This window comes from Pandoraea anhela (assembly GCF_902459655.1).
Classification (GTDB): domain Bacteria; phylum Pseudomonadota; class Gammaproteobacteria; order Burkholderiales; family Burkholderiaceae; genus Pandoraea; species Pandoraea anhela.
Genome location: NZ_CABPSB010000007.1, coordinates 201,434 through 228,372 on the forward strand (window position 1 = coordinate 201,434; position 26,939 = coordinate 228,372).

The following is a 26,939-nucleotide window of genomic DNA, read 5'->3' on the forward strand; positions in this document are numbered from 1 at the left end:
TTCTATTCATAGCGAACCGGTATCAGTCATCGCATCATATGGTATTGGAGACCGCGTGCGAATCGAACTATGCTTGGTTTTGCTTTATGGAGCACCCCCCAAGGCATTCGCCACGATGCGATCTTGCGCCGCCAAACGCAGCGCTTGCCAATTCCAATAAAGTCAATGAGAGACGCTATGTACGCCCACGATCCGCTGGACCGTTCAAACGCAAACTTTCAACCTTCTTCCAGGCCGTCGCTCGACCGGCTCTGCGGTAACGACCCCTCGATGCTCGCCACCCTCGCCCGCGCCCGTCTGCTCATCGATCGGCAGCTTCCCATTCTGATTCTCGGAGAAACCGGTACCGGAAAGGAGTATCTGTCGCGTGCATTGCACGACTACAGCGCTCGCCGTCAGGCCAGCATGGTGTCGGTCAATTGCGGCTCGATTCCCGAAAATCTCATCGAAAGCGAACTGTTCGGCTATCGGCGCGGCGCGTTCTCCGGCGCACTCAACACCGGCATGAAAGGCAAAGTCGTGCAAGCCGACGGCGGCACGCTGTTTCTCGACGAAATCGGCGACATGCCTTTCGCCCAACAAACCCGTTTGCTGCGAGTGCTCTCCGAGCGGGAAGTCACGCCCATTGGCTCGGCAACGCCCGTGCCCGTCGATCTCCAACTCATTTGTGCGACGCACCAGAATCTGGAGTCGCGTGTTCAGGCAGGCGCGTTTCGCGAAGACCTCTACTACCGGGTCGCCGTAGGCATCGTGCATCTGCCGCCGCTACGACTCAGACAAGACCGCGCGTGGTTGCTCGACGCGATGATCGTCGCGGAGTCGCGTGGTCACGCCAGTTTCGAATCGCTCGACAATGAAACGCGCGAGCTGCTGCTGTCTTACTCGTGGCCGGGCAATCTTCGCCAGATGCGCGCGGCGGTCCAGTATGCGTGCGCCGTCAAGAGCGACGACACGATCCGCGTGCACGATCTGCCGGCGAATCTCGTGCAAGGTGCCACCGTCGCGACAACGTCCACGGTGCCGATGCCGACCGTACCGGCAAGTTCGTCCGGCAACATTCAGGCCACCCCGCTCGCCACGCTCTCGGCCATCGCCAACGGCGAACGTGAAATCATCATTCGCGTGCTGTCCTCCCGACGCTGGAACATCTCGGCCGCGTCGCGAGAACTCGGAATCTGCCGCACGTCGCTCTATCGAAAGTTGCGCGAACTGCATATCCCCCATGTGCGCGACATGGGCAGCGACGTCCTGCTCGGCACGCAGCGCTGAACGAATCGACGGGCGGTATGGCTTGCCGCCCGCCATGCTCGTTCAACGTGTCTCTCTTGCCTTCTCCTGTCTGTCCCGCATCGCCGGCGCTATGGTGGATCTTTATGGTGGATCTCTATGCCGGATCTGCCAGCAGCGCCATCATCGCCGTGGCCTTGTAGCGGGCACCGGTTGTCGCCCCGGCCCCGAAATGCGCTTCGAGTGCGCGCGACATGGCGGGATCGATGGGCACGCTCGTGGCGCCGAGGTTTTCTTCCAGACGGCTCACGCGCCGCGTGCCGGGAATCGGCACGATATCGTCGCCGCGCGAGAGCAGCCACGCGAGAGCGAGTTGCGCGGGCGTCACGCCGATTTGCGCGGCGTAGCGCGCGAGCGTTTCGGCCAGTTTCACGTTGGCGTCATAGTTCTCGCCTTGCACACGCGGATCGGACGTGCGGCGCGAATCGCCTTCCGGGAAGTCCTCCGCACGTCGCGCGGTGCCGGTGAGAAAACCGCGTCCGAGCGGCGCGAACGGTACGAGTCCCACGCCCAGTTCGCGAAGACAGGGCAGAATCGACGCTTCGAGATCGCGATGCCAGAGCGAGTATTCGCTTTGCAGCGCGCTCACCGGATGCACCGCGTGCGCGCGGCGAATCGTTCGCTCCCCCGCTTCCGATAGCCCGAAGTAACGTACCTTGCCCGCTTTCACAAGGTCGCCGACCGTACCCGCGACGTCTTCGATCGGCACATTGGGATCGACGCGGTGCTGATAGAGCAAATCGATGTAGTCCGTCCCCAACCTGGCGAGACTGGCGTCGACGACCTCCCGGATATGCGACGGCCGGCTATCGGCACCGGTCACGACACCGTTCTCGAAACGGAATCCGAATTTGGTCGCGATGATCGCCTTGTCCCGACGGCCCTTGAGCACGCGACCGAGCAACCGCTCGTTCTCGAACGGCCCGTACACCTCGGCCGTATCGAAGAAATTGCACCCCATCGCCATCGCCCGTTCCAACACGCGAACCGACTCGGTGTCGTCGGCAGGCCCGTAGGCATAGCTCATGCCCATGCAACCGAGTCCAATAGCGGGGACTTCCAATCCCTGATTCCCTAGCCGGCGTGTTGGCAGCATCGCAAAACTCCTGAGGTGTGGTCGTGGGTCCGGCATCGCATGAACGGCACACGGGCGACACCGGTACGTCGTCATGGCTATGCAAGTTTCGAACCATTGGCGCGCGATCCGTCCCGGCGTTGGCGTCTCTGCGACGTTGCGAGCGACGCAACCGTCTCACAACCCGCATGCCTGCACGTGATGAATTCGCCTGCGGTTTTTTCGCGCGGCGCGAGCTGTCGCGCAAACCGCGCCCGGATCGACGCGCTGTCGACGAGTCCGGCATGACACAGCTGTGACACAGCTGTCCGAGGCTGCGACACCTGTCGCACGCTGCTACAGGTGTCCGCGCGCACGAGCCATTGGCGAACAAAAGAGGGAGTCGTGAGAAATACTCGAGAAATTCGTGAGACATCGTTATTTTTATGATGGCATCCAAATTGCTTGGAGTCCGTTATTTGTCTTCGCCTCCCACACCATGCAGGGCGCACGACACACGATGACGAACGACAACACGGTCACACAAGCCCAACGCAGGCTTGGCGGGCCAGACCAATCCGACGGCCCCCACGCCCCCCACGCCCCCCACGCCCCCCACGCGCCCCAAGGACTCGCAGGGCTTAGCGGACTCGCGCTATACGGCGCGTCGAGCAGCGTATTGGCGCGCTTTGGCGGCTGGACGTCGCATCTCACGCCGGACGAACGTCGGCGGGCCGACGCCTTTTCCCGACCGGCCGATCGGGAGGATTATGTTGCAGCGCATATTCTCGCGCGCGTGGCGGCGGCCCGCGTCACGGGCAGCCCCGATACGCCGGGCGCCGCGGCACGGACTTACGTGCTCGTACAGCGCTGCGAGCGATGCGGCGGCGCACACGGACGCCCTCGCCTGCCCGCGCATCCCGGCTTGCATGTGAGCCTCAGTCACACCCGGGGCTCGGTGGCCGCGGCATGCGCCATTGCCCCGGTCGGCATCGACGTCGAACACTGGGACGAGACGTTGTCGCTCGATGTCGATCTGCCCGGACTGAACGCGCGCGAGCGCAGCCGTCTCGGTGCGTTCGCGAGCGTGGCGCACACCCATCACGCGCCGTCGCCGCGAGCGCTCGCCTGGCTGCGGCTATGGACACGCAAGGAGAGTCTGATCAAGGTCGGCGGCACGACGCTCGAAGGCATGAGCGGCATCGACCTGTCCGGTCTGCCGATGAGCGAGGCGCCGTTGCGCGCGTGGCAGCGCCGCGTGGCACACGGCGCCTGGGCGATGACGGACTGGCTCGACCCGGCGCTTCGCATCACCGGCACGGTATCGAGCGCGGGCAACGTGTGTGTCGAGCGTATCGACGTGTAGCCTCGCGTTTTAAGCGGGACTAATGTGCCCGTTAATGTGCCCGTTAATATGCCCATTAATGTGCCCGCTAATGTACCCATTAATGACGCGATGCCGCACGTCAACCCTCGGCCACGAAGTAACACCGACACACGACGCCCGCAACGCGGCAAGCCGCCCGTGGGCGGCTTGTTGCGTTGCAGCGATGATGCCTGACGGGGGTCTCAGGCCACAGCGGCTTCGTTCTGCGCGACGTCGGCCTCATCTTCCACCGAGCTGAGCATGAGATGCTCGAACGCGCCGAGCGATGCCTTGGCGCCCTCGCCGACCGCAATCACGATCTGCTTGAACGGCACGGTCGTGACATCGCCCGCGGCAAACACGCCGGGCACCGACGTCGCGCCCTTGGCATCGACTTCGATCTCGCCGTGACGTGACAGCGCGACCGTCCCCTTGAGCCATTCCGTGTTCGGCACAAGGCCGATTTGCACGAATACGCCTTCGAGCGCAATGGTCGAACGCTCGCCCGTCGCACGATCGAGATACGTCAGCGCGTTGACCTTCTGGCCGTCGCCGACGATTTCGGTGGTTTGCGCATTCACCAGCACACGCACGTTCGACAGGCTGCGCAGCTTGCGCTGAAGCACTTCGTCTGCACGCAGTTGCGCGCCGTATTCGATCAGCGTGACTTCCTTCACAATGCCCGCCAGATCGATCGCCGCTTCCACGCCCGAGTTGCCACCGCCGACCACCGCAACGCGCTTGCCCTTGAACAACGGGCCGTCGCAATGCGGGCAGTAGGCCACGCCGCGATTGCGGTACTCGCGCTCGCCCGGCGCGCCGATTTCACGCCAGCGGGCGCCGGTCGCCAGCACCACGGCGCGAGCCTTGAGCACCGCGCCGCTGGCGAGATGCACTTCATGAATCTTGCCCGGAATCAGGGCTTCGGCGCGCTGCGTGTCGATCACGTCCACCTCGTACGACTTCACATGCTGCTCCAGCGCCATGGCGAACTTCGGCCCTTCGGTGTGCGTGACGGAGATGAAATTCTCGATCGCCATCGTGTCGAGCACCTGACCGCCGAAACGCTCGGCGACGACGCCCGTCACGATGCCCTTGCGTGCGGCGTAAATCGCCGCAGCGGCCCCTGCCGGCCCGCCGCCGACGATCAGCATGTCGTAGACAGGCTTGTTCTCGAGCGCCTTGGCCGCCCGCGCCGTGGCCCCCGTGTCGAGCTTGGCCAGCAATTCCTTCACGCTGGTGCGGCCTTGCGTGAACGATTCGCCATTGAGGAACACCGTCGGCACCGCCATCACCTGACGGGCTTCGACTTCGCCCTGGAACAGCGCGCCGTCGATCGTGACTTGCTGGATGCGCGGGTTGATCAGCGCCATCACGTTCAGCGCCTGCACGACTTCCGGGCAGTTCTGGCACGACAGCGAAATGTACGTCTCGAAGCGGAAGTCGCCATCCAGCTCGCGAATTTGCGCGATGGTGTCGTCGTCGAGCTTGAGCGGATGCCCGCCGACTTGCAGCAGCGCCAGCACCAGCGACGTGAACTCGTGCCCCATCGGCAAGCCTGCGAAACGGATACGTGGCGCCTCGCCCGGCGTGCCGATCGCGAAGGACGGACGACGCTCGTTGGCATCGTCGCGCGACACGACCGCAATCTTGTCCGACAGCGGCGCGATCTCGTCGACCAGCGCCTTCATTTCGGCGGACTTGGGGCTATCGTCGAGCCACACGGCGATCTCGATGGGGCGCGTGACTTTCTGAAGATACGTTTGCAACTGGGCTTTGAGGTTCGCGTCCAACATGGCTTTGTTTCCGTCTCGATAGGGTGAGCGAGGTCCGCCGCGTCGGCCATGGGCTGGCGCAGCAGGCGCAAATGCGCGTCGGGAATTCGGGGTGAGGTGCCGGCGCAGCGGGGTTTAGGGGGAGCCCGAGCGCCGGCAGGACACGCCGCTGCATGACGCGAGCGGCGCTTACAGCAACGAAACGACGATATCGTTTCTCGTTTCGATAACGCGTGAAGCTTAGATCTTGCCGATCAGGTCGAGCGACGGGCTCAACGTTTCAGCGCCCGGCGTCCACTTGGCGGGGCAGACTTCGCCCGGGTGAGCGGCGATGTACTGCGCTGCCTGCACCTTGCGCAGCAGTTCCTTGGCGTCGCGGCCAATGCCGTTGTCGTGGATTTCGCACAGCTTGATCTCGCCTTCCGGGTTGATCACGAACGTGCCACGCAGCGCCAGACCTTCTTCCTCGATCAGCACGTCGAAGTTGCGCGAGATCGCCAGCGTCGGGTCGGCAACCATCGGATACTGGATCTTTCGGATCGTGTCCGACGTGTCATGCCAAGCCTTGTGCGTGAAATGCGTGTCGGTCGAAACGCTGTAGATCTCAACGCCCAGCTTTTTGAAGGCTTCGTAGTGGTCGGCCAGATCGCCAAGCTCGGTCGGGCACACGAAGGTGAAATCGGCCGGGTAGAACACCACCACCGACCACTTGCCCTTGAGGGTCTCGTCGGTCACGGTGATGAAGTCGCCATTCTGGTAGGCGTTGGCTTTGAACGGCTTGATCTGGGTGTTGATGATCGGCATGTCGTTGTCTCTTGGACGGGGTGGAAAGTGTTGACAGTATGCCGAATGCTATCGATCAATAGAAATTGATTATTGAAATCTATACGATAAAGCCAGACTATCGGGGTCGATAGTCTGGCGGCTATGGCGTCGCCCCAAGTCCGGGAGCCTTGGCGGCGACGGGGACGCTCACCCCTTCGGATAACGCACGGCGCGCACCTTGCCGCTGGCCGCGCCGCCGCAGTAGAAGGTGCCGTGACCGTCATACTCCAGGCCGCTCACGACCACGCCGTCGGGCATCCGCACCCGCGTGAGGACCTCGCCGCTGGAGCAATCGACCCGGCGCAGCTCGCTCTCGTCGTTCTCCCATGTGCCGTGCCACAACGCATCGTTGGCCCACGTCACACCGGTGACGAAGCGGTCGGACTCGATGGTGCGCAACACGCACCCGTCCGCCGGATCGATTTGCAGAATGCGACGGTCGCGATACTGGCCGACCCACAGGCTGCCTTCGGCCCATGTCAGGCCGGAGTTACTGCCGCGATCTGCCGGCGCGGGGATCGAATGCAGCACGCGCCCGGTCGCCGGATCGATCTTGTCGATGCGCGACCCGGCGATTTGGTAGAGATGCTTTCCGTCGAAGGCGGTACCGGCGTCGCTCGGGGCGTCGAGCGTGCGGCTGACTTCGCCGCTCGACGGATCGAAGGCGACCAGCGTTTCGCCGGTGGCGGCCCAGACTTGCCGTCCGTCGAAAGTCACGCCGTGAATCCGGTCGATGCCCGGGAACGGCCCGTATTCGCCGGTGATGTCGGCCGCGCTCACGGCGGTCGTCGGGAAGCTGCGTTGCGGTTTGCTCGTCATGCCAGGCTCCTGTCCTCTGAAGTCACACCGTGTTCGGCGCGCAAGTCCACTCTAGCCAAACGCCCATCCGGCAGGGAGTAACAATATCGTCGTGAATTCGGTGAGCGGCGGGGCTATCCAGCGACGCGCGCGGGCCACGCCGATCGCGCGCACACGGCCCTGCGCTTCGAGATCGCGCAGCGCACGCTGAACCGTGCGCTGACTGGTGCCGAGCGCCAGCGCGAGCGCCGAGGTCGACCACGCCGCGCCGTCGGCAAGCAACGCCACGAGCGACGCGCGCTCGCCGTCGATGGGCGGGAGCAGAATGGCGACATCGTGCCCGCCTTCGCGGGCGGAGGGCCGCAGCGCAAATCCGGCGGCAGTGGCGTCGATGTTCGCGATGCCTTTCAACAGCGCGCGCAGGCGCCCGATCTCGACGCGCAGTCGCGCCCGGTGTGTCTCGTCCATATCGTCGGCACGCCGCAGCCGGAACGCGTCGGCCATCAGCGTTTGCCGAGCGACGTCGCCCGGCCAGGCACGCGCAAGCGTCAATGCCAGCGTAAAGAGCACCGGTCGTCCGGCAAGCGGACGCCATATGTTGCCCGTGCCGACCCCGCGACGGCAGGCGTCGACCACGAGCGTTTCCGAGTGCAAGAGCGCTGCCGCAGCCTCGACGGACACCGACTGCTCGCTGCCGCGCTGCCACCGTCTGGCGGCGGGGCGTATGAGCGCGTCGAGAAGGCCGTCGACCTCGGCGCTGAGCGCGGGCACACCGGCCGCATCGGCGGCGGATCGCGCGCGAGTGAGCGCACGGCGAGCGTCGTCGACGCGCAGGGTGCGCAGCGCCAGTTCCGCGACGATCAGCGCATGAACGGCGGCCAGACGCGCCGGGACATCGCCGCAAGGGGCCTCGTCGAGCGCCTGCGCGGCGGCGTCGAGCTTGCCCACGAGCAACGCACGGCGCGCGACGATGAGCCGTGCAAGCATGGCGTTGGAAATGTCGGCATGCGCGGTGAGAAGCGCTGCGGCCGCTTGCAGCGCGCGCGGGGTGCCGCCGAGATCGCGCGTCGCGAGCGCGACTTCGGCGTCGGCAACGACACATCGTGCCCGCGCGACGGCCTCGTGCGTACCGAAGCGGCGGGCCGCGCGCTTGAGCAGGTCGCGGGCGCGCGGATAATCGCCGAGTTGCGCCATCGCGATGCCACGCAGCGCGAGCGCCGGCGGATCGTCGCGAAGGGCGACACGCTGCAACGCGCCGAGCGGATCGCCTGCGGCGAGCGCGCGGGAGGAAGCGGCAAGGAGGGAGTCCATCGGGGGATATTACCCTGCGACGTCTCGCGCCCTCTCGGGTGCGCCCAAGGCGGCGGGCACGTCGGACGCGTCGTCAGGCGCACGCCTATCGAACGCACGGCAGGAACCGCCGCCACAAGCGCAGCGCAAGCATAGGAAGGGGAGGAAGAAGGGGCAGGATTACAATCGAGCCATCCCGACGCGAGGTCATCCATGCCAAACGTATCGCATGACACCCACGACCACGATCACGGCCACGGCAGCCATGGTCATCATCATCACGGGCACGCAGGACACAGCCACGCCAGCGGCGTGACCGATCAGAAACGAATCGGCATCGCCTTCGTGCTGATCGCGGTTTTCATGGTGATCGAAATCGTGGGCGGCATACTCTCCGGCTCGCTCGCCCTGCTGGCCGATGCCGGTCATATGGTGAGCGACGCCGCCGCCCTCGCCTTCAGCTGGATTGCGATTCACTACGGCAAGCGACCGGCGACGCTGCAACTCACCTATGGTTACAAACGGCTCGAAGTGCTGGCGGCGTTCGTCAACGGGTGCGCGCTTTTCGTCATCGCGGGATGGATCGTGATCGAGGCGATCCGGCGGTTTGCCGAGCCGGTGCCGATCGTGGGCAGGACGATGCTCATCGTGGCGTTTGCAGGACTGCTCGCCAACATTGCCGCGTTCATGGTGCTGCATGGTGGCAACCGCGAGAACCTGAACATGCGCGGCGCATGGCTGCACGTGCTGGGCGACATGCTCGGGTCGGCGGCGGCCATCGTCGCGGCGCTCGTCATTTTGCTGACCGGCTGGGCGCCCATCGACCCGCTGCTCTCGATCTTCGTCGCAGTCATCATCCTGCGCAGCGCGTGGGGCATCGTGAAATCATCCGCCCACATCCTGCTCGAAGGCACGCCCGATTCCCTCAACCCGACAGAGATCAAAGCCGATCTGGAAGCCACGGTGTCGCAAGTGCGCAGCGTGCATCACATTCATGCGTGGTCGATCACGGGCGAGCGTCACATGATCACCCTGCACGCCGTCCCCGCGCCGGGCGTGAGCGCGCGCGACGCGATGGTCGCCGTGCAGCAGCGGCTCGCGACGCGCTTTAACGTCGAACACGCCACGATCCAGATGGAAGATGCGGCATGCGGGCCGGCATCGTCATGCCACGCACGTGAGGAATGACGCCGGGTAGCGGCCCGCACGGCGTCAAACGTCGCGGGCCCGCCCGCATGCGTTACCAGTGATATGTCGCGCCCAGCTTCACGACCGGGTAGAAGCGAAGCCGGTCGGCCTTGTCCTGAAGCTGCTGACGCTGCGCGTCGACGGTGGCCTGCCCCACGATGGACGTGATGAGCGGCGGCACATCCAGCTCGACCGTCGGTCGGCCGTAAGCGACGCCGGCATCGAAGGACATCGACCAGCCCGGGGCGCCTTCGGGCGTGTGGCCGAAACCGATACCGAGATACGGACGCACCGTCGGCAGCTTGATCCGGCCGGTCACCGCCTGCCCCGCCGTCGGATACGCAACGCCGCCATAGACGTAGGTGTCCTGCACCGCGTGCCCCACGAGATCGACATGGTCGTTGCCGACCAGCATGCCCGCCGTCAGACGAAACGGCAGCGTCGAGGGTGCCGGGAAAAAGTCGGCGTAAAGGCCACCATGGACGAAACGCGCCTTTCCGTCGTAACGGACTTCGCCGGCCGTGAAGCTATGCGACAGCGCCAGTCCGTTCACGTCGGCCCGCGCGCCGATATGAGGCGTAATACCGACGCCCATACCGTAACCCAGACCTTCCGTTCCGACGGTGCCGTACATTTCGATGGCGTACGCATGTGCCGTGCAGGCGAACGCCGCCACGGCAAAAGCCAATGCTTTGCAGTTCATGTGTTGCTTGAGACTCGAATAAGGGAGAAAAACGTCGGGGGACGTTCAAGGGCGAGCGTCGGTTGACGACGCGCATCGCTGAGGCAGCTGAGAGGATCGAACGACGTGGCGCGGCGAACCGCGCTCGCGCACGTCTGTTTCGACATTGCTGGCCGATGCCGGGATCGCGCAGCGATCGACGCGACCGGTCCTACGGTGGATTCCGAATTCAAACTTCACTACATTCCCCGCTGTGATGTTGCGCCCCTGACGATTGCCGTGATGTTCGGCATCGTTCTGCTTTAGTGCGGGGATGCTAGCACGCGCGCTGTGACAGTCCGATGGACAGTGAACATGCGTTGCCGTCGCACAACATGGGCGCTGCGGGCAGAGGAAATCGACGGTCGGCGGCCCCGGCCTGTCGCGCAGACACGCCGTGGACGACAGCCCTGGGTGACAGCGCTAAGTGACAGCGCTAAGTGGCGGCCGTGGGTGACGGCCGTGGGTGACGCCCTCGGAACGCGCATTCAGTGCGGTGTGGACTCGCCGTCGTCGGGGCAATCGTTGCCCGCGCAACGCGACGGCGCGCCGCGTACGTGCGCGCCCGCGCCGGGCGACGCGCCCTGACGTCCGAAGCCGATCTGCTCAAAGACACCGCCACCGATTTCGAAACCGGTGGCGTAGTGATAAGCGGCAACGGTCGAACCGAGTGCCACCGACAGCAACAACAACGTTCCCGTACGCCAGCGGCGTCGGACCGTGGAAGCCATGTCTCCTCCCTGTCAGAGGTCGGCCCGCGCGGGAGACGCCTGTCACCGGCATACGGCAAACAGCACGCCGGCACTGCTACGTCCTGGCGGGGATCGAGTTTCCAGTCACTACTGAGTCTCGTTTTTTCGCGATTCTGCACGCGCTGCCCCCCATTTGTCATCCCGGCTATCCCTAAGACCGTCAAATATATCGTTATGTGATATATTTTTCGCCTTTCGGACCTTGCCTATATCGTTGGCCGCCGACTTATGACTGCATCGACGCCGCCGGATCGTCCCGATCCCCTTACTACCGCAACGGCACCGGACACGCCGAACGTGACGAACGTCACGAAAGCGCCCACCACGTCCGCCACGTCCACCACGCCGGTCACTGCCGACGCACTGACGAAGCAAGATTTCGAAGCGCTCTCGGCATTCCGCTATCGCCTGCGACGCTTTCTCAACTTCAGCGAGACGGCCGCACGCGAGGGAGGCATCACGCCGCAACAGTATCTGTTGCTGCTGCACGTCAAAGGTATCCCGGGGCGGGATTGGGCGTCCATCAGCGAGTTGGCGGAACGTCTCCAGGCCGTGCACCACAGCGTGGTGGCGCTTGTCGCGCGGTGCGAAAAGGCGGGGCTGGTGACGCGTCGCCAGAACGAGAGCGACCGGCGTGTGGTGGAGGTGCATCTGTCGCCAGCCGGCGAAGCGTGTCTCGCGAATCTTGCCGCTCAGCATCGCAACGAACTGAGCACCTTCGCCGACATCTTCCACATTCGTGGCGTTCACCTGTAATCCCGGGGCAGCCATGGCTCGCGTACCTCTCGATAGGGCACCAGACACAGGCACGGCACGGCCGGAAAATCCGCACAAACATGCGCCCGGCCCTGCGCGCGATTTCGCGCGTACACCGGGCCTGCCGCGTCTCATGGCGCTGGCGGCCGTCATCGGCGCGTGCGGCGTGCCGGCCGCGTGGTTGCTGCTGAATCTGATTCAGGGCTTCACCAACCTCTTTTTCTACCAGACGCTATCCCTCGCCGCGCGCTCGCCGGCGCAGAATACGCTGGGGCTTGCGGTCATCGCGCTGCCCGTGGTCGGCGGTCTTGTCGTCGGCGCGATGGCGCGCTACGGCAGCGACAAGATTCGGGGGCACGGCATACCCGAAGCCATCGAGGCGATTCTCTTCGGCAAGAGCCGGATGTCGCCTCGTGTGGCCGTGCTCAAGCCGCTGTCGTCGGGTATCGTCATCGGCAGCGGCGGGCCATTCGGCGCGGAAGGACCGATCATCATGACGGGCGGCGCCATCGGCTCGCTCATCGCGCAGCATTTCCACCTGAGCGCCGCCGAGCGCAAGACCTTGCTCGTCGCCGGAGCGAGCGCCGGCATGACGGCCGTCTTCGGCACGCCGGTCGCGGCCGTACTGCTCGCGGTCGAGTTGCTGCTGTTCGAGTGGCGTCCGCGCAGCCTGCTGCCGGTGATCGTGGCGTGCGCCGTCGCGGGATTCGTTCGCCCGCTGTTGCTCGACGCCGGCCCCCTCTTCCCGATGGCGACGCCCGCCGTCTCGCCGATTGCGCTGTTCTCGTGCCTGATCGCCGGCGTGTGCGCCGGTCTGCTGTCCGCCGGCATGTCGCGCGCCCTGTACGCCATCGAAGACGCCTTTCACAAGCTGCCCGTGCACTGGATGTGGTGGCCCGCCATCGGCGGACTCGCCGTGGGTATCGGCGGGTATCTCGAACCGCGCGCGCTGGGTGTCGGCTACGACGTGATCGCCGATCTGCTCGCAGGCCACTTTACGATGCCTGCGGCGCTCGCTTTGCTGCTCGTCAAGGCGCTGATCTGGGCGATCGCGCTCGGCTCGTGCACATCCGGCGGGGTGCTCGCCCCGCTGCTCATGATCGGCGCGGGACTCGGCACCTTGCTCGCCCCGCTGCTGCCCGGCGGCGACGTCACACTGTGGGCGCTGGTGTGCATGGCCGCAACGCTCGCAGGTGTGCTCGGCGCGCCGCTCACGGCGATCGTGTTTGCGCTGGGACTCACGCACGACGTGAACGCCCTGCTGCCGTTGCTGCTGACATGCGGTATGTCGTACGGCGTTACGGTATGGATCATGCCGCGCTCGATCATGACGGAGAAGATCGCGCGACGCGGGCGTCACATCCATCGCGAATACGGCGTCGATCCGCTGGAGCGCCTGCATGTGGGCGAACTGATGACGCACGACCCGGAATCGCTGAGCGCCGATATGACCATCGACGACGCGGCACGGCAGGCGTTCGGTGCGAACCAACGTCATCGCGCTTACCCCGTGGTCGACGCGTCGCGCGCGGTGCTCGGGATGCTAGACCGGCAGGCGCTCGCGCAGGCGCAGGCACAGGGGCTGCAAACGCTGGGGCAGTTGTACGGCGTGAATCCGCCCCTCGTCGCCCTGCCTTGCGAGACAGGACGCATCGTGTCGGCACGCTTTGCCGCGCATCATCTGGAACGCTTGCCCGTGGTGAGCAATGCCACGTCTCGCCAGCTTGTCGGCATCATCAGTCGCAGCGATCTGGTGAAACCGGCCGAGCACTGGCGCGCCGAAGAAGAAGTGCGCGAGCGCATGCTGCGTTTCGGGCGCTAGCGGAACCGATAGCGAAACCGATAGCGGGACTGATAGTGAGACTGAGTATCCGGGCGGCGACGCTGCACAGCGCGTGGCGCGCATCGACGTGCGTCGCGGCAACCTCGGACTGGCGTCATGGGCAGATCTGGTTGACGCGCGCCACTCCGTTGATTCACCATCGGAGACTTCATCCCACCGAAAGCGCACCGCCGCGTGCGCCCCTACCCGATGGCGACGACCCGATCCCCCCAAACAACCGCCGGTGCAGACGACATGCGCATTCGCATCGGCGTCGGCGGCTGGAACTTCGCACCGTGGCAAGGCACGTTCTATCCCGAGAAGTGGCCCAAGCGCCGCGAGCTTGAATACGCGAGCCGGCACCTCACGTCCATCGAAATCAACAGCACGTTCTACGGTTCGCAAAAGCCTGCGACCTTTCGCCACTGGTTCGAGCAAACGCCGGACGATTTCGTCTTTTCGGTGAAGGCGTCGCGCTATGCGACACATCGTCGTGTGCTGGGCGAAGCGGGCGATTCCGTCGCACGCTTCTTCGACAGCGGTGTGCTCGAACTGGGCAAGAAGCTCGGCCCGGTGAACTGGCAGTTCGCGCCGACGAAGACGTTCGATGCGCAGGACTTCGAACACTTCCTGAGTCTGCTGCCGACGACGGCGGGCGGACACCCCGTGCGCCATGCGCTCGAAGTCCGGCACGAGAGCTTCGCCGTGCCTGAATTCGTCGCGTTGGCGAGAAAGTACGGAATGGCCATCGTGCTCGCCGGCGACGCCCGGTTTCCCTGTATTGCCGACGTCACCGCGCCGTTCGTCTACGCGCGCCTCATGGGCACTGAAGCACGTTACAAGCTGGGCTATGCGCCGAAGGCGATGGCGCAGTGGCTGGACCGTGCGCAAACGTTCGCCGCCGGTGGCGTGCCGCGCGATCTCGACACCGTCGCCAAAGCCCCACCCCAAACGCCACCCAGAACGCCACCCAAAGCGAAACAACGCGACGTGTTCCTCTATGTCATCAGCGGCTTCAAGGCGCGCAATCCGGCCGCCGCAATGGCGATGATCGACGCGCTCGGAAAGCGCTGACGTTCGCGTCGCCATGAAAAACGCGGCGCACATGGCGCCGCGTCGGATTCAGCAATGGCGACGACGGTCAATCGTCGGGGGCCGTCTGTGCTTCGGCCCGTCCACGGATCAGTGCATCGCGGCGGAATTGCGCGCATCGGCGGCGTTTTGCGCCGGCATGTTGCCGCGCGTCCGCTCCCAGGCATTTTTGGCCAGCAGCGCGACGGTCGCGAGTACGGCCGGAATCGCCAGCAACGAGAACGTCGCCGAAAACCCCAGATGACGACGCACGAGCTCGGCGCCGAGCAACGCGCCCGCGATACCGCCGAATCGACCGATGCCGAGCATCCACGCCACGCCGGTCGCGCGACCGTTCGTCGGGTAGAACATGGCGGCCAGCGAGGGCATCGACGACTGCGCGCCGTTCATCGCCGTACCGGCGAGAAAGATCAGCGTGACCAGCATGCCGATGTTGCCGATCGCCTGCCCGACGGCGTACACCAGCACCGCCGTGAGCGCATACCCGAACGCCACCACTTTCTGTGCATTGAACTTGTCCATCAACCAGCCCGAGAGGATCGTGCCGATGCCGCCACCCAGCGGGAACAGCGCCGTAATCAGCGCGGCGCGCTCGACTGTGAAACCGGCGTCCTTGAAGAGGATCGGCATCCAGCTCGTGAGCAGATAGAAGATTACGAGCCCCATGAAGTAAGTCACCCACAACATGACCGAGCCGAACCCGTACTGTTTCGAGAGCACCACGCCGATGGCCGAACCGCTGCGCTTGGGCGCAGCTTCGTTCACCGTGAACGTGGCCACGTCGTCGAACGATTCGCCCGAGATGCGCGACAGAATGCGACGCACGCGCGCCACCGGCTTTTGCTTGACCACGAGGAACTTCACCGACTCCGGCAGGCAAGCGATCAGCAGCACCGACAGCGCCAGCGGCAGCACACCGCCGAGCACCAGCACGCTGTGCCAGCCGAAGTGCGGAATCAGCCATGAGGCCACGAAGCCGCCCACGGACGCACCAAGCGGGAAGCCGCAAAACATCGTATTGACGATCACCGCACGGCGCGCCTCGGGAGCGTACTCGGAAATCAGCGTGACCGCATTCGGCATAGCGGCGCCAAGACCGAGGCCGGTCAGAAAGCGCAGGATGGTCAGCGTCTGAAGATCCTGAGCGAAGGCCGTCGCCAGGCTCGCCACGCCGAAGAACACCACGGACGAGACGAGCACCGTCTTGCGACCGACCTTGTCGGCCAGCGGTCCGGCGAAGATCGCACCGCCCGCCAGACCGAACAGCGCCGCCGAGAGCACCGGGCCGAGCGAGCCCTTGTCGATGTGCCACTGCTGCACCAGCGACGGCGCAATGTAACCGATCGCGGCCGTATCGAAGCCGTCGATGGCCACGATAAAGAAACACAGGATCAGCACCAGCCACTGGTAGCCGGAAAACCGTTGTGCGTTGATGTAGGCGGGCACGTCCACTGTGCGCGGATGATTCATGACGCTGTCTCCTCGGGGCGGGGGCGCCCCGTTGTTCATTCCATTATTTTTTTGAAATCGCTCGCCGCCTGTGCGCGTGCCTGTGTCGGGGGTAACGCGGATAACGTGGATAACGCGCGAACCGGCGATCCGACTGCCCGGCCGTCTTGATGCGGCATCGTAGCAAAGTGGATTTCTGCCGCTAATGTACGTCCTTATCTCGCCAGACGAAATGATCTTTCGTCAGGCCATCCATAACGGACGGTTATGCTTGACGCCACTGGTGGCCGTCATCACACACCGGCGGCGCGGTCCCGATGACGGCGGTGGCCTGCCCGGGCTCGTTCATGTGCCGGCGGGCACGAATCAGGTCAGGCGAGCGGCAGGCCGACGTAGTTTTCCGCGAGCATGAGCGACGCTGCGCGCGAGCTCACGACGTATTCCAGCTCGGCACGCTGCATTTGCTGCTCGAACGGCGTGGCGTCGTCCAGACGGTGCAGCATGCGCGTCATCCAGTACGAGAAATGCTCGGCGCGCCAGATGCGCCTGAGCGCCGCCGCCGAATAGCCTTGCAACGCGGTTTCACTGTCACGATGAAAGAAGTCGTCGAGCGCCTGCGACAACCGCCACACATCGGCGACGGCGAGGTTCATCCCCTTCGCACCGGTCGGCGGCACGATGTGCGCGGCGTCGCCCGCGAGGAACAAACGACCGTGCTGCATCGGCGTGGCCACGAAGCTGCGCATGGCGACCACGTTCTTCTGGAAAATCGGCCCTTCCTTGAGGCGCCAGCCGTCGTCGCTCTCGGTGCGCGTATGCAGTTCTTCCCAGATGCGCGCGTCGCTCCACGTCTCGGCGCGCTCGTTCGGATCGCACTGAAAGTACATCCGCTGCACCGTGGGCGAGCGCGTGCTGATCAGGGCAAAACCCCGATCGTGCGCCGCATAGATCAATTCGTCAGATGACGGCGGCGCCTCGACCAGCACCCCGAACCAACCGAACGGATACACGCGCTGGTACTCCTTGCGCACCGAGGCGGGCATGGCCGGACGGCACACGCCGTGAAAACCGTCGCAACCGGCGATGAAGTCGCATGTGAGGCGGCGCGGCTGACCGTCGACGACGAACTGCACGCTCGGCTGCGCGCTGTCGACGTCGTGCACGGACACCTCCGACACGTCGAACAACATCTCGCCGTGCACGGCCTCGCGCGCGGCGATCAGGTCCTTGATGACTTCGTGCTGCGCATAGACGGTGATGGCGCGTCCGGTCAGTTCGGTAAGCGCGATGCGATGGCGCTGCCCCCCGAACGCGAGTTCGACGCCGTGGTGCTCCGCGCCCTCGCGGCGCATACGCTCGCCCACGCCCGTGTCGTTGAGAATGTCCATTGTGCCCTGCTCCAGCACACCGGCGCGGATGGTCGACTCGACCGCCGCCCGCGAGCGCGATTCGAGCACGATCGAATCGATGCCCTTGAGATGCAGCAGATGGGAAAGCAGCAGGCCGGCGGGACCGGCGCCGACGATGACGACGGGGTAATGGGTGCGCATAGGTTGTCTCCTGTCATGGCACCGCCCACGTCCGGCACACCTGCGCCGGGCATCTCGCGACAGAAAACAGGGGCAGCACCGACAGACGGCGAGTTGCATTTCTTGGATGCCTTACGCTCGCTGCACCACTTAGGACTGCGCGTAAACGCGAACGTCCGAAGTGTTTTTGACGCCTTGTCACGAGGGGCGAATGCGTCATATCTTATGGAGCGCGTACGACGCATTGAATGGATGAATCGACGACTTTCTTGTACTTTTTCGACAACTTCGACCAAGGGAAAACCAGTATGCCAGGCGCGTCATCCCGGCTGCGCGCGGCGCGCGAGACGATTCCGGAATTCTCGTTGTACGGCGAGTTGACCGAAACCGACAGCGGCGATTTCGTCCATATCGAGTGGATCGAGACACGCAGCCGCCTCTACGACTGGCATATCGATACGCATCGTCATCTGGGACTGTTTCAGGTGCTCGCGATCTTCGAGGGGACTGTCGAAGCGAACGTCGACGATGCGACGTGGGAGGTCGAGGGCCCGGCCGTCATCACAGTGCATCCGTCGGCCGTGCACAACTTCCGCTTCTCGCGCGGCGCACACGGCTTCGTGCTCACCATGGCGCAGAGCGTGCCGTTCGATGCCGCCATCGGCGCGGACGCCGACATGACATCGCTGCTTCGCAAGCCGTGGCTTTTTCCGCTGGCCGAGGCACCGCAAACACGCGACCGGCTCTACACGCTGCTCGGGCTCATCATGGACGAGTTTTCGCGCCCGCAACTGGGGCATGCGGAAATGGTCGGATGGCTCACGCGCAGCGTACTGCTGTTGCTCGCACGACTGCACGCGCATCAGGATTCCGCAACGCGTACCGGGCGCATGGAACTGGATCTGTTCGCACGGTTTCGCGCGCTCGTGGAAGCGCACTACACCGAAGCGTGGGCCGTGCCCGCCTATGCGGCGCGCCTGCACGTGACGGAGAGCAAACTCAATCGCCTGTGCCGCCGGATCTCGGGTAAGTCCGCGTTCGATCTGGTGCAGGATCGGCTCATGCTCGAAGCGCGACGCAAACTCATCTACATTCCCGCGCCGGTCTCACACGTCGCCTACGAACTCGGCTTTCAGGATCCCGCTTACTTCTGCCGCGTCTTCAAACGCCATGTCGGCGTGACGCCTTCGGCCTTCCGGCGAACGGCCCAACACGCGCATCTGGGGGATGACGCCGACCTGCCTGCCGCCCCCTTGCCCTGAGGCCGTTCAGCGCGGGGGGGTGGCGGCGGTGGCTGGCGGTGGCGCCGACCAGCGGCTCAACAAGCGAACGAGCGATCGACACCGGCGCCATCGAAACCGCTCAGACCCGCAGAAAGTGCAGCAGGGCGTCGTTCACCGCCGATGCACACTCGATGTTCGACAAATGCGCGCCGGGCACGACGACCTGCTTCGCGCCGCGAATGCGTTCGACCATCGCGGTAGACATCGCGGGCGGCGTCGCCAGATCGTTCGCCCCGGTGACGACCAGCGTCGGCGCGATGATCGCCGCGATCTCGTCGAGCTGATTCATATCGCGCACTGCCGCACACGCCGCTGCGTAGCCGGCCGGAGAGAGCGAGCGGAACATCGCCTTCATGCGCTCGACGGTGGCGCTTTCGCGCTCGGCGTATGCCGGCGTGAACCAACGCGACACGACCGCGTCCGTCACGGCGTTCATTCCGTCGGCCTGCACTGCGCGAATCCGCCCGTTCCACACGTCCTCGGCGCCGATATGCGCCGACGAGCAGACGATGGCAAGACGATCGAGACGCTGCGGCGCATGAATGCCCAGCCACATCCCCGTCATGCCGCCCATCGACACGCCGACGAGACTGGCGCGTTCGATGTCAAGCGCGTCGAGCAGCGCGACGACATCGCGCCCCAACTGGCCGATGACGTACGGTCCCGGCGTAACGGACGACCCGCCATGCCCGCGCGTGTCGTAACGAATCACCCGAAATTCGCGTGCGAGCGCGGACACTTGCGGCGCCCACATCTCCAGCGTCGTGCCCAGCGAGTTCGACAGCACCAGCGCCGGCGCACGGTCGTCGCCATCGACGGCCACGCGCAGTTGAGCGTCGCCCACGTCGATCAGACATTCCACGGTCATTTGTCCTGACTCCTCAACCTTGTTCCTCAACCTTGTGCATCGGACGCCGCAGTTGCCGACCCGCGTGTTGTCGACCCCGGCTCGGCGGCTTCCATCTCCGCGAAGACCTTCTCCGCGTCGTGAATCGCCTGATTGGCTGCGGGCAGACCGGCGTACAGCGCGGCGTGCATGAACAGCTCCTTCATTTCTTCACGCGTCACGCCGTTGTTGAACGCGGCGCGCACGTGCATGCGGAATTCGTCGCCGCGATTGAGCGCAATGAGCAGCGAGAGTGTGATCATGCTGCGCATGTGCCGCGTGAGGCCCGGGCGCGTCCAGATGTCGCCCCAGGCGAAGCGCGTAATGAAGTTCTGGAAGTCGTCGTTGAAGTCGTTGCGGCGTGCGAGTGTGCGTTCGACGTGCGCGTCGCCGAGCACGCCGCGACGCACCTGCATGCCGTTGTCGTAGCGTTCCTGATCGTTCATGGGGATGTCCTGCCAGGGGGTGAGGAAGGTGCAGCCGTCGCCACGTCGGCGAGTGCGAGCACGCGGTTCACGAACGTGTCGGCGGCACCGAGATAGTGTTGGGGGTCCGTCAGGCGCGCCAGCGCTTCGACGGACAGGATGCGGGTGATGTCGGCGTCCTCGCGCAGCACGTCGAGCAAGTCGCGCTGCTGCGCGAGCGCGTCGCGGCAGTGCGCCTCGACGCGTCGGTGCGCTTCGAGCCGCCCCATCGATTCGCCGAGCGCCATCGTCACGGCTTCGGCCATGATGAGCCCGTGCGTCACATCGAGGTTCGCGCGCATACGGGACACGTCGACCGTCCAGTCGTGTACCAGCGTGCGCGCCGTTGCCAGTGCGCCGCCGCACAGCATGAGCAGTTCGGGCAGCGTCTCCCACTCGGCGTGCCAGGTGCCGAGTCCGCGCTCATGGTCCTGCTGCATCGCGCCGAACAGCGTGGCGACGAGTTGCGGCGTGCGCGCGGCCGCCGCCAGAATCGCCGCGCATCCCACCGGATTGCGCTTGTGCGGCATGGTGGACGAGCCGCCGCGCCCCGGGCCGGACGCTTCCGCGATCTCGCCGACTTCCGTCTGCGTGAGCAAGGCCGTGTCGCGCGCGAACTTGCCGAGCGAGCCGGTAAGCGATGCCGCCCAGCTTCCCACGCGCACGATGCGGTCGCGCTGGCCATGCCACGGGGTCGCGACGTCCGACAGGCCGAGATGACGCGCCAGCGCCGCCGCGACGGCCGGCCCCTGCGTGCCGAGCGACGCCAGCGTGCCTGCCGCACCGCCGAACTGCACGCAAAGCGCCTGGTCGCGCACATTGGCCAGTTCGATGCGCGCCCGCAGCAAGGCGTCGAGCGTCCCCGCGAGCTTGAGGCCGAACGTGATCGGCAACGCATGCTGAAGCCACGTTCGCCCGATCATGACGGTCGCGCGATGCTCGCGAACCTGCGCCGCGAGTCGATGGATCAGCGCGTCGAGATCGGCGCCGAGGTCGTCGAGCGCACCGCGCACTTGCAGCACGAGGCCGGTGTCGATGGCGTCCTGACTCGTCGCGCCCCAGTGCACATAGCGGGCGGCATCGGCGTCGAACGTCTTGACGCGGGCGGTGAGTTGCTTGACGAGAGGAATCGCGAGGTTGCCCGCGCACGCGGCCGCGTCGCGCAGTGCCTCCCAGTCGAGGTCGCCGGCGCGGGCGGCTTGGGCGATGGGGGCGACGGCAGCGGCCGGGATCAGGCCGGCGTCGGCTTCGGCGGCGGCCAGCGCCACCTCGAAGTCGAGCATGCCCTGTAGCGTGGCATCGCGAGAAAAACGCGCCGTCACGGCAGCGCCGCGCAGCAAGGAGTCAAGCAGTTCCGTCATCGGGATATCGATGTTAGGTGCGTTGTTGATGCATCGCAAAAAATGCACATACGGCGGCGGGCCACCGGCGTTGGCATGCCGACGGCCCGAAGCCGCCCCAGTCTCCGTTTTACATCGCCGACGTCAGATATCGAGGAACACCGTCTCCTCGTCGCCCTGCATGCGGATGTCGAACCGGTACGACACTCGCCCGCCGCTCACCTCGCGACGCGCAATCAGCGTGTGACGCCGCTCGGCCGGCACTTGTTGCAGCACGGGGTCGAGCGCATTGGCCGCCGCCTCGTCGTCGAAATAGATACGCGTAAACAGATGATTGAGCAAGCCTCGCATCGTGAGAATGACGTCGATGCGCGGCGCGTCGCCCGGCGCAGCCACGCCCGGCTTGATCGTCTCGAAGACGAAACGGTTTTCGGCGTCCGTGCCGGTGCCGCATCGGCCGGTCCCGGCGAAGCCGGTGCGCTCGATATCTTCGGCCGTCTGCACATAGCGCCCATGGGCGTCGGCCTGCACGACTTCGATCAGGGCATCGTTGACGGGATTGCCCGCACCGTCGAGCACCTGACCGACGAGACGGATTTGCTCGCCGTCGGCGCGCTCGCTCGCGACGAGCGGCGTGAACGCGCTCTTGAAGTCGTACAGGTATTGCGCCGGCGACAGGCCATAAGCGAAGTACGGACCGACGGTCTGCGACGGCGTTTGCTTGAATTCGGCGGTAAGGGACATGGCTCAGGACTCCATCGGCGTTTGGTCGGCACCGCGCAGCACGATGTCGAACTCGTAACCCAGCGCGTACTCGGGCTCGGTGATATCCATCGAGAAGCGCGCAATCAGTCGGTCGCGCGCCTGCGCCGGCGTCGCCTGGAAGATCGGGTCGTAGGCGAGGAGCGGATCGCCCGGGAAGTACATTTGCGTCACCAGCCGGGTTGCAAAGTAGTGCCCGAACACCGAGAAGTGCAGATGCTGCGGACGCCATGCATTGTGGTGGTTCTTCCACGGATACGCGCCCGGCTTGATCGTCAGAAACTTGTAGCGGCCTTTGGCATCGGTCAGCGCACGGCCCGCGCCCAGGAAATTCGGGTCGAGCGGCGCATCGTGCTGGTCCACTTTGTGAACGTAGCGCCCACACGCGTTGGCCTGCCACAGTTCCACCAGGGTGTTCGGGACCGGACGGCCGCCTTCGTCGAGCACACGGCCCGTGACGATCATGCGCTCACCGAGCGGCTCGCCGTTACGAACGGCATTGCGCGTGAGATCGCCGTCGAGTGCGCCGATGATGCCGTTGCCATAGACCGGCGCGCGCAGATCCGCGAGGTTCTGCCTGACCGGCACCAGCGGTTGTTTGGGGCCGCGCAGCGCCGTGGACTTGTACCCACTGTCGATGAGCTTGGGATGGGAATCCCAGTCGCGGGGGCGCAGGACGGTTGTCGTCTTCGACATGGTCTCACTCCGTTTTGTGTTGACTGATCTGGCAGGCATCTCGGCCAGTCGCCAGCGTGTTTTCGACACTATATCCATAATCAACGGATATATTTATTGACATTTTCTTAGGCTTTTCATAACTTTCCGGCATGGAAAGACACCGACTCGACGGACGGATCAAGCTGCGCCATCTGCAATGCCTGCTGGCGGTCGCCCAGCACGGCAGCTTGCAACGCGCGGCCGAAGCGCTGTCCATTACGCAACCGGCCGTCAGCAAGACGATTGCCGAGCTGGAGGGCCTGCTGGGCGTGCGCCTGTTCGACCGGGGCCGCAACGGCGCCCGGCCCACGGCACAAGCCGAGTTGTTTCTGCGGCATGCGGGCGCGAGCGTCAGTGCGCTGCGCCAGGGTATCGACGTGCTCTCGCGCGCCGTCGGCCAGACCGGCGGCGTGATCGAGATCGCGGTGCTGCCCACACTGGCCGCCGCGATGATGCCGGGTGTGCTCGAAGCCTTCCGGCGCGAGTGGCGCGGCATCGTGGTGCAGGTGCATACCGGTGCGAACCAGCAATTGCTCACGCAGTTGAAGTCCGGTCAGGTCACGCTCGCGCTGGGCCGGATGTCCGACCCCGACGGCATGGCGGGTCTCACCTTCGAGCACCTGTGCGCAACACCGTTGTGCGTGGTCGTGCGCCCCGGGCATCCGCTCGTGCAGCAGCGCAGCGTGTCGATGGCCGACATTGCGGGCTATCACGTCGTGCTGCCGCCGCACGGCACCATCCTTCGTCACACGGCCGACAGCTTTCTGCGCACGCATGGCGTGGGCACGCTGGACGACTATTCCGAACTGTTGTCGATGTCGCTGGCGCGCGCCATGACGTTGCGCGACGACGTCGTGTGGATCGCCTCCGAAATCACCGTGCAGGACGACCTCGCCGATGGCGCGCTGTGCGCTCTGCCCTTCGCGACGAAAGGCACGGAGGAGTCCATCGGCATTCTGTGGCGCAACGACACCGTTCCCACGCCGCCCGAACAGACGCTCATCAGCGCCATGCGCGAGGCCGCACGGGTACGCTACGGCATGCCGGGGCTGCGCTGACGTCAACGGCTGCATGTGGGCGTGTGGGCGTGTGGGCGTGTGGGCGTGTGGGCGTGTGGGCATGGTGGCTGGTGGGCACGCCGGGCATGAAGATTCACGCAGCGTCGGCTCGCATCGTCGTACCGACCGGCAATCCCAGCATGCGCGCGGCATTGTCTTTGAGCAGCAGCGGCTTGACCTCGTCGCGAAATCCCGCCGTCTCGAAATCCTTTAGCCAACGGTCGGGGGCAATGAGCGGAAAGTCGGAGCCGAACAACATCTTGTCGCGCAACAGCGAGTTGGCGTACTGAATCAGTTCCGGCGAGAAGTACTTCGGCGACCAGCCCGACAGATCGATGTAGACGTTCGGTTTGTGCAACGCGATGGACAACGCCTGCGATTGCCACGGCCACGACGGGTGCGCGATCACGATGTTCATGTCCGGGAAATCGGTCGCGACATCGTCGAGGTGAATCGGCTCCGAGTACTTCAGACGTAGCCCGCCGCCGCCGGGCATGCCCGAGCCGATGCCCGAATGACCGCTGTGAAACACCGCCGTGAGCTTGTACTCGGCGATGAGTTCGTACATCGGATACGCCATGCGATCGTTGGCGAAGAAACCCTGCATCGTCGGGTGGAACTTGAAGCCACGCACGCCGAACTCGTCCACCAGCCGGCGCGCCTCGCGCACCCCCATGCGCCCCTTGTGCGGGTCGATGCTCGCGAACGCGATCATGATGTCCGCGTTCTCCTGCGCGAAGCCGGCGATCTCTTCGTTCGGAATGCGCCGGCGGCCGATGTTTGCCTCGCAGTCGACGGTAAACATGACGAACCCGATACTGCGCTCGCGATAGTGCGCGATGGTTTCGGGAATCGTCGGACGGCGATGCTGCCTGAACACCGTCCCGAAATACTTGTCGGCGGCATCGTCGAAGGCTTTGCCGAACAGATCGGGCGGCTGGCAGCACGACACCTCCGCGTGCACATGCGTGTCGATAGCGACGAGGGTCTCGAGATTCATTGGGCCGTCTCCGGATCGTTGATCTGCGCCCGGACGATCGCCATGGCGCGACGCGTCTCCGGCAATTCGTACTTCAGCCAATAACGGGCGGCGCGCGACTTGCCGCCCTCCGGCGAATCCGCCATCGCAGCGTGTGCCCAGAGGCCAGCCATCGACAATCCGTGCACCGCACGCATCACTTCGTCCGCCACGCACAGCGCGGCGCGTGGCGACGTGCGCGCCAGCGCAACAAGGCACGGCATCAACGCAGTCCAGTCGTCGAGACACCATTGCGCGTCGGCGAAACCGCGCAACGTGTCGAGCGCTGCCGCTTCGTCCACGGTCGCACGCACCCACGTCAACCAATCCGAGAGCGCGGCCCCGTCGTCCTTGACGATCTTGCGCATCAACAGGTCGATGGCCTGAATCTCGTTGGTGCCCTCGTAGATCATCGGAATCCGCGCGTCGCGCACGAACTGCGAGATACCGGTCTCTTCCACATAGCCGTAACCACCGAAGACTTGCAGCGCGTCGCTCGCGCCGCGAAACGCCTGCTGCGTCGTCATCGCTTTGATGACGGGCGTGAGGAGTGCGGCGAGCGCCCCGGCCCCCTCTGCATGATCGGCACGATCATCATGATGGGCCTGATCGACGGCTAACGCCGCCCGGTACAGCAACAGCCGAGCGCCCTCGATGGCAACGCGCTGCCCTTCCAGCAAACGCCAGACCGCCGGATGCTGTGCGATCGGGGCGTCGGTAGGCGCACCCGGCGCACGCGACTGAACGCGCTCACTGGCGTGATGCACGGCCATTTCATAAGCGCTTTGCGCCAGCCCCACCGCCGACGCTCCCACGTGCAGACGCGCCGAGTTCATCATCGCAAACATCGCTTCCAGACCGCGATGCGGCTTGCCGACGAGATAGCCCGTCGCCCCCTCGAACGCCATCGCGCACGTTGCGCTGCCGCGAATGCCCATCTTGTGCTCGATGCCCGTGCAGTGCACTGCGTTGCGCTCGCCGTTGGCCAGCACCTTGGGAACGAGAAAGAGCGAGAGACCGGCGCTGCCGGCAGGCGCGCCGGGCGTGCGCGCAAGCACGAGATGGACGATGTTCGGCGTCAGATCCTGATCGCCGCCGGAGATGAAAATCTTCTCGCCGGTCACGCGCACGGCCCCTTCCTCGGGCGTGCCGATCCATTCCGCCCGCGTGCGGATCCGGCCGAGATCGCTGCCCGCGCCCGGCTCCGTGAGGCACATCGTCGCGAGCGATTCGCCGCTCACGAGCGGGCCGAGCCACGCGTCGCGCAGCGCGTCGCTCCCGAAGCGATGCACACACGCGTAAGCGCCGTGCAGAATACCGGGATACATGGTCCATGCGAGATTCGCACCCGCCGTCAGTTCCTGCACAGCGATCTGTGCGACGAGCGGCAGGCCCTGCCCGCCCAGCGACGGATCGCACGGCAGCGACGGCCACCCCGCCTCCCGGTAACGACGGTAAGCGTCGGCGAACCCCGTGGGGGTTCGCACTGCGCCGTCGCGCCACGTGCAACCCTCGCGATCTCCCACGGCGTTCAACGGTGCGAGCACCTCGCGGGAAAACCGGGCCGCTTCCTCCACCACCTGAACGAGTGTGGCCGTATCGAACTCGCGATACGGCGCGAGGCGCGTCAACGCCTCGCCGATGCCAAGCCGCGACAGCGCGAACGCGATATCGTCGGCCGCGCTGCGCAATGCCGCAAGCTGCATG

24 protein-coding genes are annotated in these 26,939 nt (G+C 65.2%); 8 read left to right on the forward strand and 16 right to left on the reverse strand.

From position 1 onward, the window contains the following. Positions 1–270: 270 nt before the first annotated feature. Positions 271–1,269 carry a sigma-54-dependent Fis family transcriptional regulator gene (locus tag PAN31108_RS12510; protein WP_246183918.1) on the forward strand — a complete coding sequence of 333 codons (999 nt, stop codon included), beginning with the start codon at positions 271–273 and terminating at the stop codon, positions 1,267–1,269. A 115-nt stretch (positions 1,270–1,384) separates the two neighbouring features. Here PAN31108_RS12510 and PAN31108_RS12515 read toward each other — a convergent pair whose 3' ends face one another. Next, entirely contained in the window at positions 1,385–2,383 is a 999-nt protein-coding gene (locus tag PAN31108_RS12515) for an aldo/keto reductase (protein WP_150669164.1), read from the reverse strand. Positions 2,384–2,861: 478 nt separating this feature from the next. Here PAN31108_RS12515 and PAN31108_RS12520 point away from each other — a divergent pair, with 478 nt between their 5' ends. Further along, positions 2,862–3,707 (forward strand): 4'-phosphopantetheinyl transferase family protein, encoded by an 846-nt coding sequence (locus PAN31108_RS12520; protein ID WP_174994960.1) that lies wholly within the window; start codon positions 2,862–2,864, stop codon positions 3,705–3,707. A 203-nt stretch (positions 3,708–3,910) separates the two neighbouring features. Here the strand turns inward: PAN31108_RS12520 and ahpF are convergent, their stop codons facing one another. From ahpF to PAN31108_RS12540, 4 genes are all read right to left on the reverse strand, one after another. Continuing rightward, positions 3,911–5,503: an alkyl hydroperoxide reductase subunit F gene (gene ahpF, locus PAN31108_RS12525; RefSeq protein WP_150669166.1), complete on the reverse strand. Its 1,593-nt coding sequence runs from the start codon at positions 5,501–5,503 to the stop codon at positions 3,911–3,913. Between the two features lie 219 nt (positions 5,504–5,722). Next, complete coding sequence (gene ahpC / locus PAN31108_RS12530) at positions 5,723–6,286, reverse strand: alkyl hydroperoxide reductase subunit C (protein WP_150669167.1); 564 nt, start codon at positions 6,284–6,286, stop codon at positions 5,723–5,725. Between the two features lie 168 nt (positions 6,287–6,454). Next, positions 6,455–7,126, reverse strand: a complete 672-nt coding sequence (locus PAN31108_RS12535) for a Vgb family protein (RefSeq protein WP_150669168.1) — start codon at positions 7,124–7,126, stop codon at positions 6,455–6,457. Between the two features lie 51 nt (positions 7,127–7,177). Continuing rightward, positions 7,178–8,416 carry a helix-turn-helix domain-containing protein gene (locus PAN31108_RS12540; protein WP_150669169.1) on the reverse strand — a complete coding sequence of 413 codons (1,239 nt, stop codon included), beginning with the start codon at positions 8,414–8,416 and terminating at the stop codon, positions 7,178–7,180. Between the two features lie 192 nt (positions 8,417–8,608). Here PAN31108_RS12540 and PAN31108_RS12545 point away from each other — a divergent pair, with 192 nt between their 5' ends. Beyond that, a complete protein-coding gene (locus PAN31108_RS12545) occupies positions 8,609–9,583 on the forward strand; it encodes a cation diffusion facilitator family transporter (RefSeq protein WP_150669170.1) in 975 nt (324 codons plus the stop codon). Positions 9,584–9,635: 52 nt separating this feature from the next. Here PAN31108_RS12545 and PAN31108_RS12550 read toward each other — a convergent pair whose 3' ends face one another. Together PAN31108_RS12550 and PAN31108_RS12555 are read right to left on the reverse strand one after the other, a co-directional pair. Beyond that, positions 9,636–10,286: a hypothetical protein gene (locus tag PAN31108_RS12550; protein ID WP_150669171.1), complete on the reverse strand. Its 651-nt coding sequence runs from the start codon at positions 10,284–10,286 to the stop codon at positions 9,636–9,638. Positions 10,287–10,792: 506 nt separating this feature from the next. Next, the gene (locus PAN31108_RS12555) at positions 10,793–11,035 is read right to left on the reverse strand and encodes a hypothetical protein (RefSeq protein WP_150669172.1); all 243 of its coding nucleotides are present in this window, start codon (positions 11,033–11,035) and stop codon (positions 10,793–10,795) included. Between the two features lie 384 nt (positions 11,036–11,419). Between PAN31108_RS12555 and PAN31108_RS12560 the strand changes: the two genes are divergently transcribed. From PAN31108_RS12560 to PAN31108_RS12570, 3 genes are all read left to right on the forward strand, one after another. Beyond that, complete coding sequence (locus PAN31108_RS12560; protein ID WP_150669233.1) at positions 11,420–11,812, forward strand: MarR family winged helix-turn-helix transcriptional regulator; 393 nt, start codon at positions 11,420–11,422, stop codon at positions 11,810–11,812. A 133-nt stretch (positions 11,813–11,945) separates the two neighbouring features. Beyond that, on the forward strand, positions 11,946–13,634 hold the full coding sequence (locus PAN31108_RS12565) for a chloride channel protein (RefSeq protein WP_150669234.1): 1,689 nt from the start codon (positions 11,946–11,948) through the stop codon (positions 13,632–13,634). Positions 13,635–13,889: 255 nt separating this feature from the next. Then, complete coding sequence (locus PAN31108_RS12570; RefSeq protein ID WP_246183919.1) at positions 13,890–14,708, forward strand: DUF72 domain-containing protein; 819 nt, start codon at positions 13,890–13,892, stop codon at positions 14,706–14,708. A 108-nt stretch (positions 14,709–14,816) separates the two neighbouring features. Here PAN31108_RS12570 and PAN31108_RS12575 read toward each other — a convergent pair whose 3' ends face one another. Together PAN31108_RS12575 and PAN31108_RS12580 are read right to left on the reverse strand one after the other, a co-directional pair. Next, positions 14,817–16,196 (reverse strand): MFS transporter, encoded by a 1,380-nt coding sequence (locus tag PAN31108_RS12575; RefSeq protein WP_150669174.1) that lies wholly within the window; start codon positions 16,194–16,196, stop codon positions 14,817–14,819. A 350-nt stretch (positions 16,197–16,546) separates the two neighbouring features. Further along, positions 16,547–17,725: a 4-hydroxybenzoate 3-monooxygenase gene (locus PAN31108_RS12580; protein ID WP_150669175.1), complete on the reverse strand. Its 1,179-nt coding sequence runs from the start codon at positions 17,723–17,725 to the stop codon at positions 16,547–16,549. 287 nt (positions 17,726–18,012) lie between these two features. On the opposite strand from PAN31108_RS12580, the gene PAN31108_RS12585 reads away from it, so the two are divergent. After that, entirely contained in the window at positions 18,013–18,966 is a 954-nt protein-coding gene (locus PAN31108_RS12585) for a helix-turn-helix domain-containing protein (protein WP_174994961.1), read from the forward strand. Positions 18,967–19,066: 100 nt separating this feature from the next. Here PAN31108_RS12585 and pcaD read toward each other — a convergent pair whose 3' ends face one another. The 5 genes from pcaD to pcaH form a co-directional block, all read right to left on the reverse strand. Beyond that, on the reverse strand, positions 19,067–19,855 hold the full coding sequence (pcaD, locus tag PAN31108_RS12590) for a 3-oxoadipate enol-lactonase (protein ID WP_150669177.1): 789 nt from the start codon (positions 19,853–19,855) through the stop codon (positions 19,067–19,069). A 26-nt stretch (positions 19,856–19,881) separates the two neighbouring features. Then, a complete protein-coding gene (gene pcaC / locus PAN31108_RS12595) occupies positions 19,882–20,319 on the reverse strand; it encodes a 4-carboxymuconolactone decarboxylase (protein WP_150669178.1) in 438 nt (145 codons plus the stop codon). After that, positions 20,316–21,698 (reverse strand): 3-carboxy-cis,cis-muconate cycloisomerase, encoded by a 1,383-nt coding sequence (locus PAN31108_RS12600; protein WP_150669179.1) that lies wholly within the window; start codon positions 21,696–21,698, stop codon positions 20,316–20,318. The genes pcaC and PAN31108_RS12600 overlap by 4 nt, the downstream gene beginning before the upstream one ends. 123 nt (positions 21,699–21,821) lie before the next feature. Further along, a complete protein-coding gene (gene pcaG, locus PAN31108_RS12605; protein WP_150669180.1) occupies positions 21,822–22,421 on the reverse strand; it encodes a protocatechuate 3,4-dioxygenase subunit alpha in 600 nt (199 codons plus the stop codon). 3 nt (positions 22,422–22,424) lie between these two features. Continuing rightward, positions 22,425–23,135: a protocatechuate 3,4-dioxygenase subunit beta gene (gene pcaH / locus PAN31108_RS12610; protein WP_150669181.1), complete on the reverse strand. Its 711-nt coding sequence runs from the start codon at positions 23,133–23,135 to the stop codon at positions 22,425–22,427. 131 nt (positions 23,136–23,266) lie between these two features. Here pcaH and pcaQ point away from each other — a divergent pair, with 131 nt between their 5' ends. Next, positions 23,267–24,214: a pca operon transcription factor PcaQ gene (gene pcaQ, locus PAN31108_RS12615; RefSeq protein WP_150669182.1), complete on the forward strand. Its 948-nt coding sequence runs from the start codon at positions 23,267–23,269 to the stop codon at positions 24,212–24,214. 94 nt (positions 24,215–24,308) lie between these two features. On the opposite strand, the gene PAN31108_RS12620 is transcribed toward pcaQ, so the two are convergent. Both PAN31108_RS12620 and PAN31108_RS12625 read right to left on the reverse strand, forming a co-directional pair. Next, a complete protein-coding gene (locus tag PAN31108_RS12620; RefSeq protein WP_150669183.1) occupies positions 24,309–25,214 on the reverse strand; it encodes an amidohydrolase family protein in 906 nt (301 codons plus the stop codon). Further along, positions 25,211–26,938, reverse strand: a complete 1,728-nt coding sequence (locus tag PAN31108_RS12625) for an acyl-CoA dehydrogenase family protein (RefSeq protein ID WP_150669184.1) — start codon at positions 26,936–26,938, stop codon at positions 25,211–25,213. The genes PAN31108_RS12620 and PAN31108_RS12625 overlap by 4 nt, the downstream gene beginning before the upstream one ends. Position 26,939 lies beyond the last annotated feature (1 nt).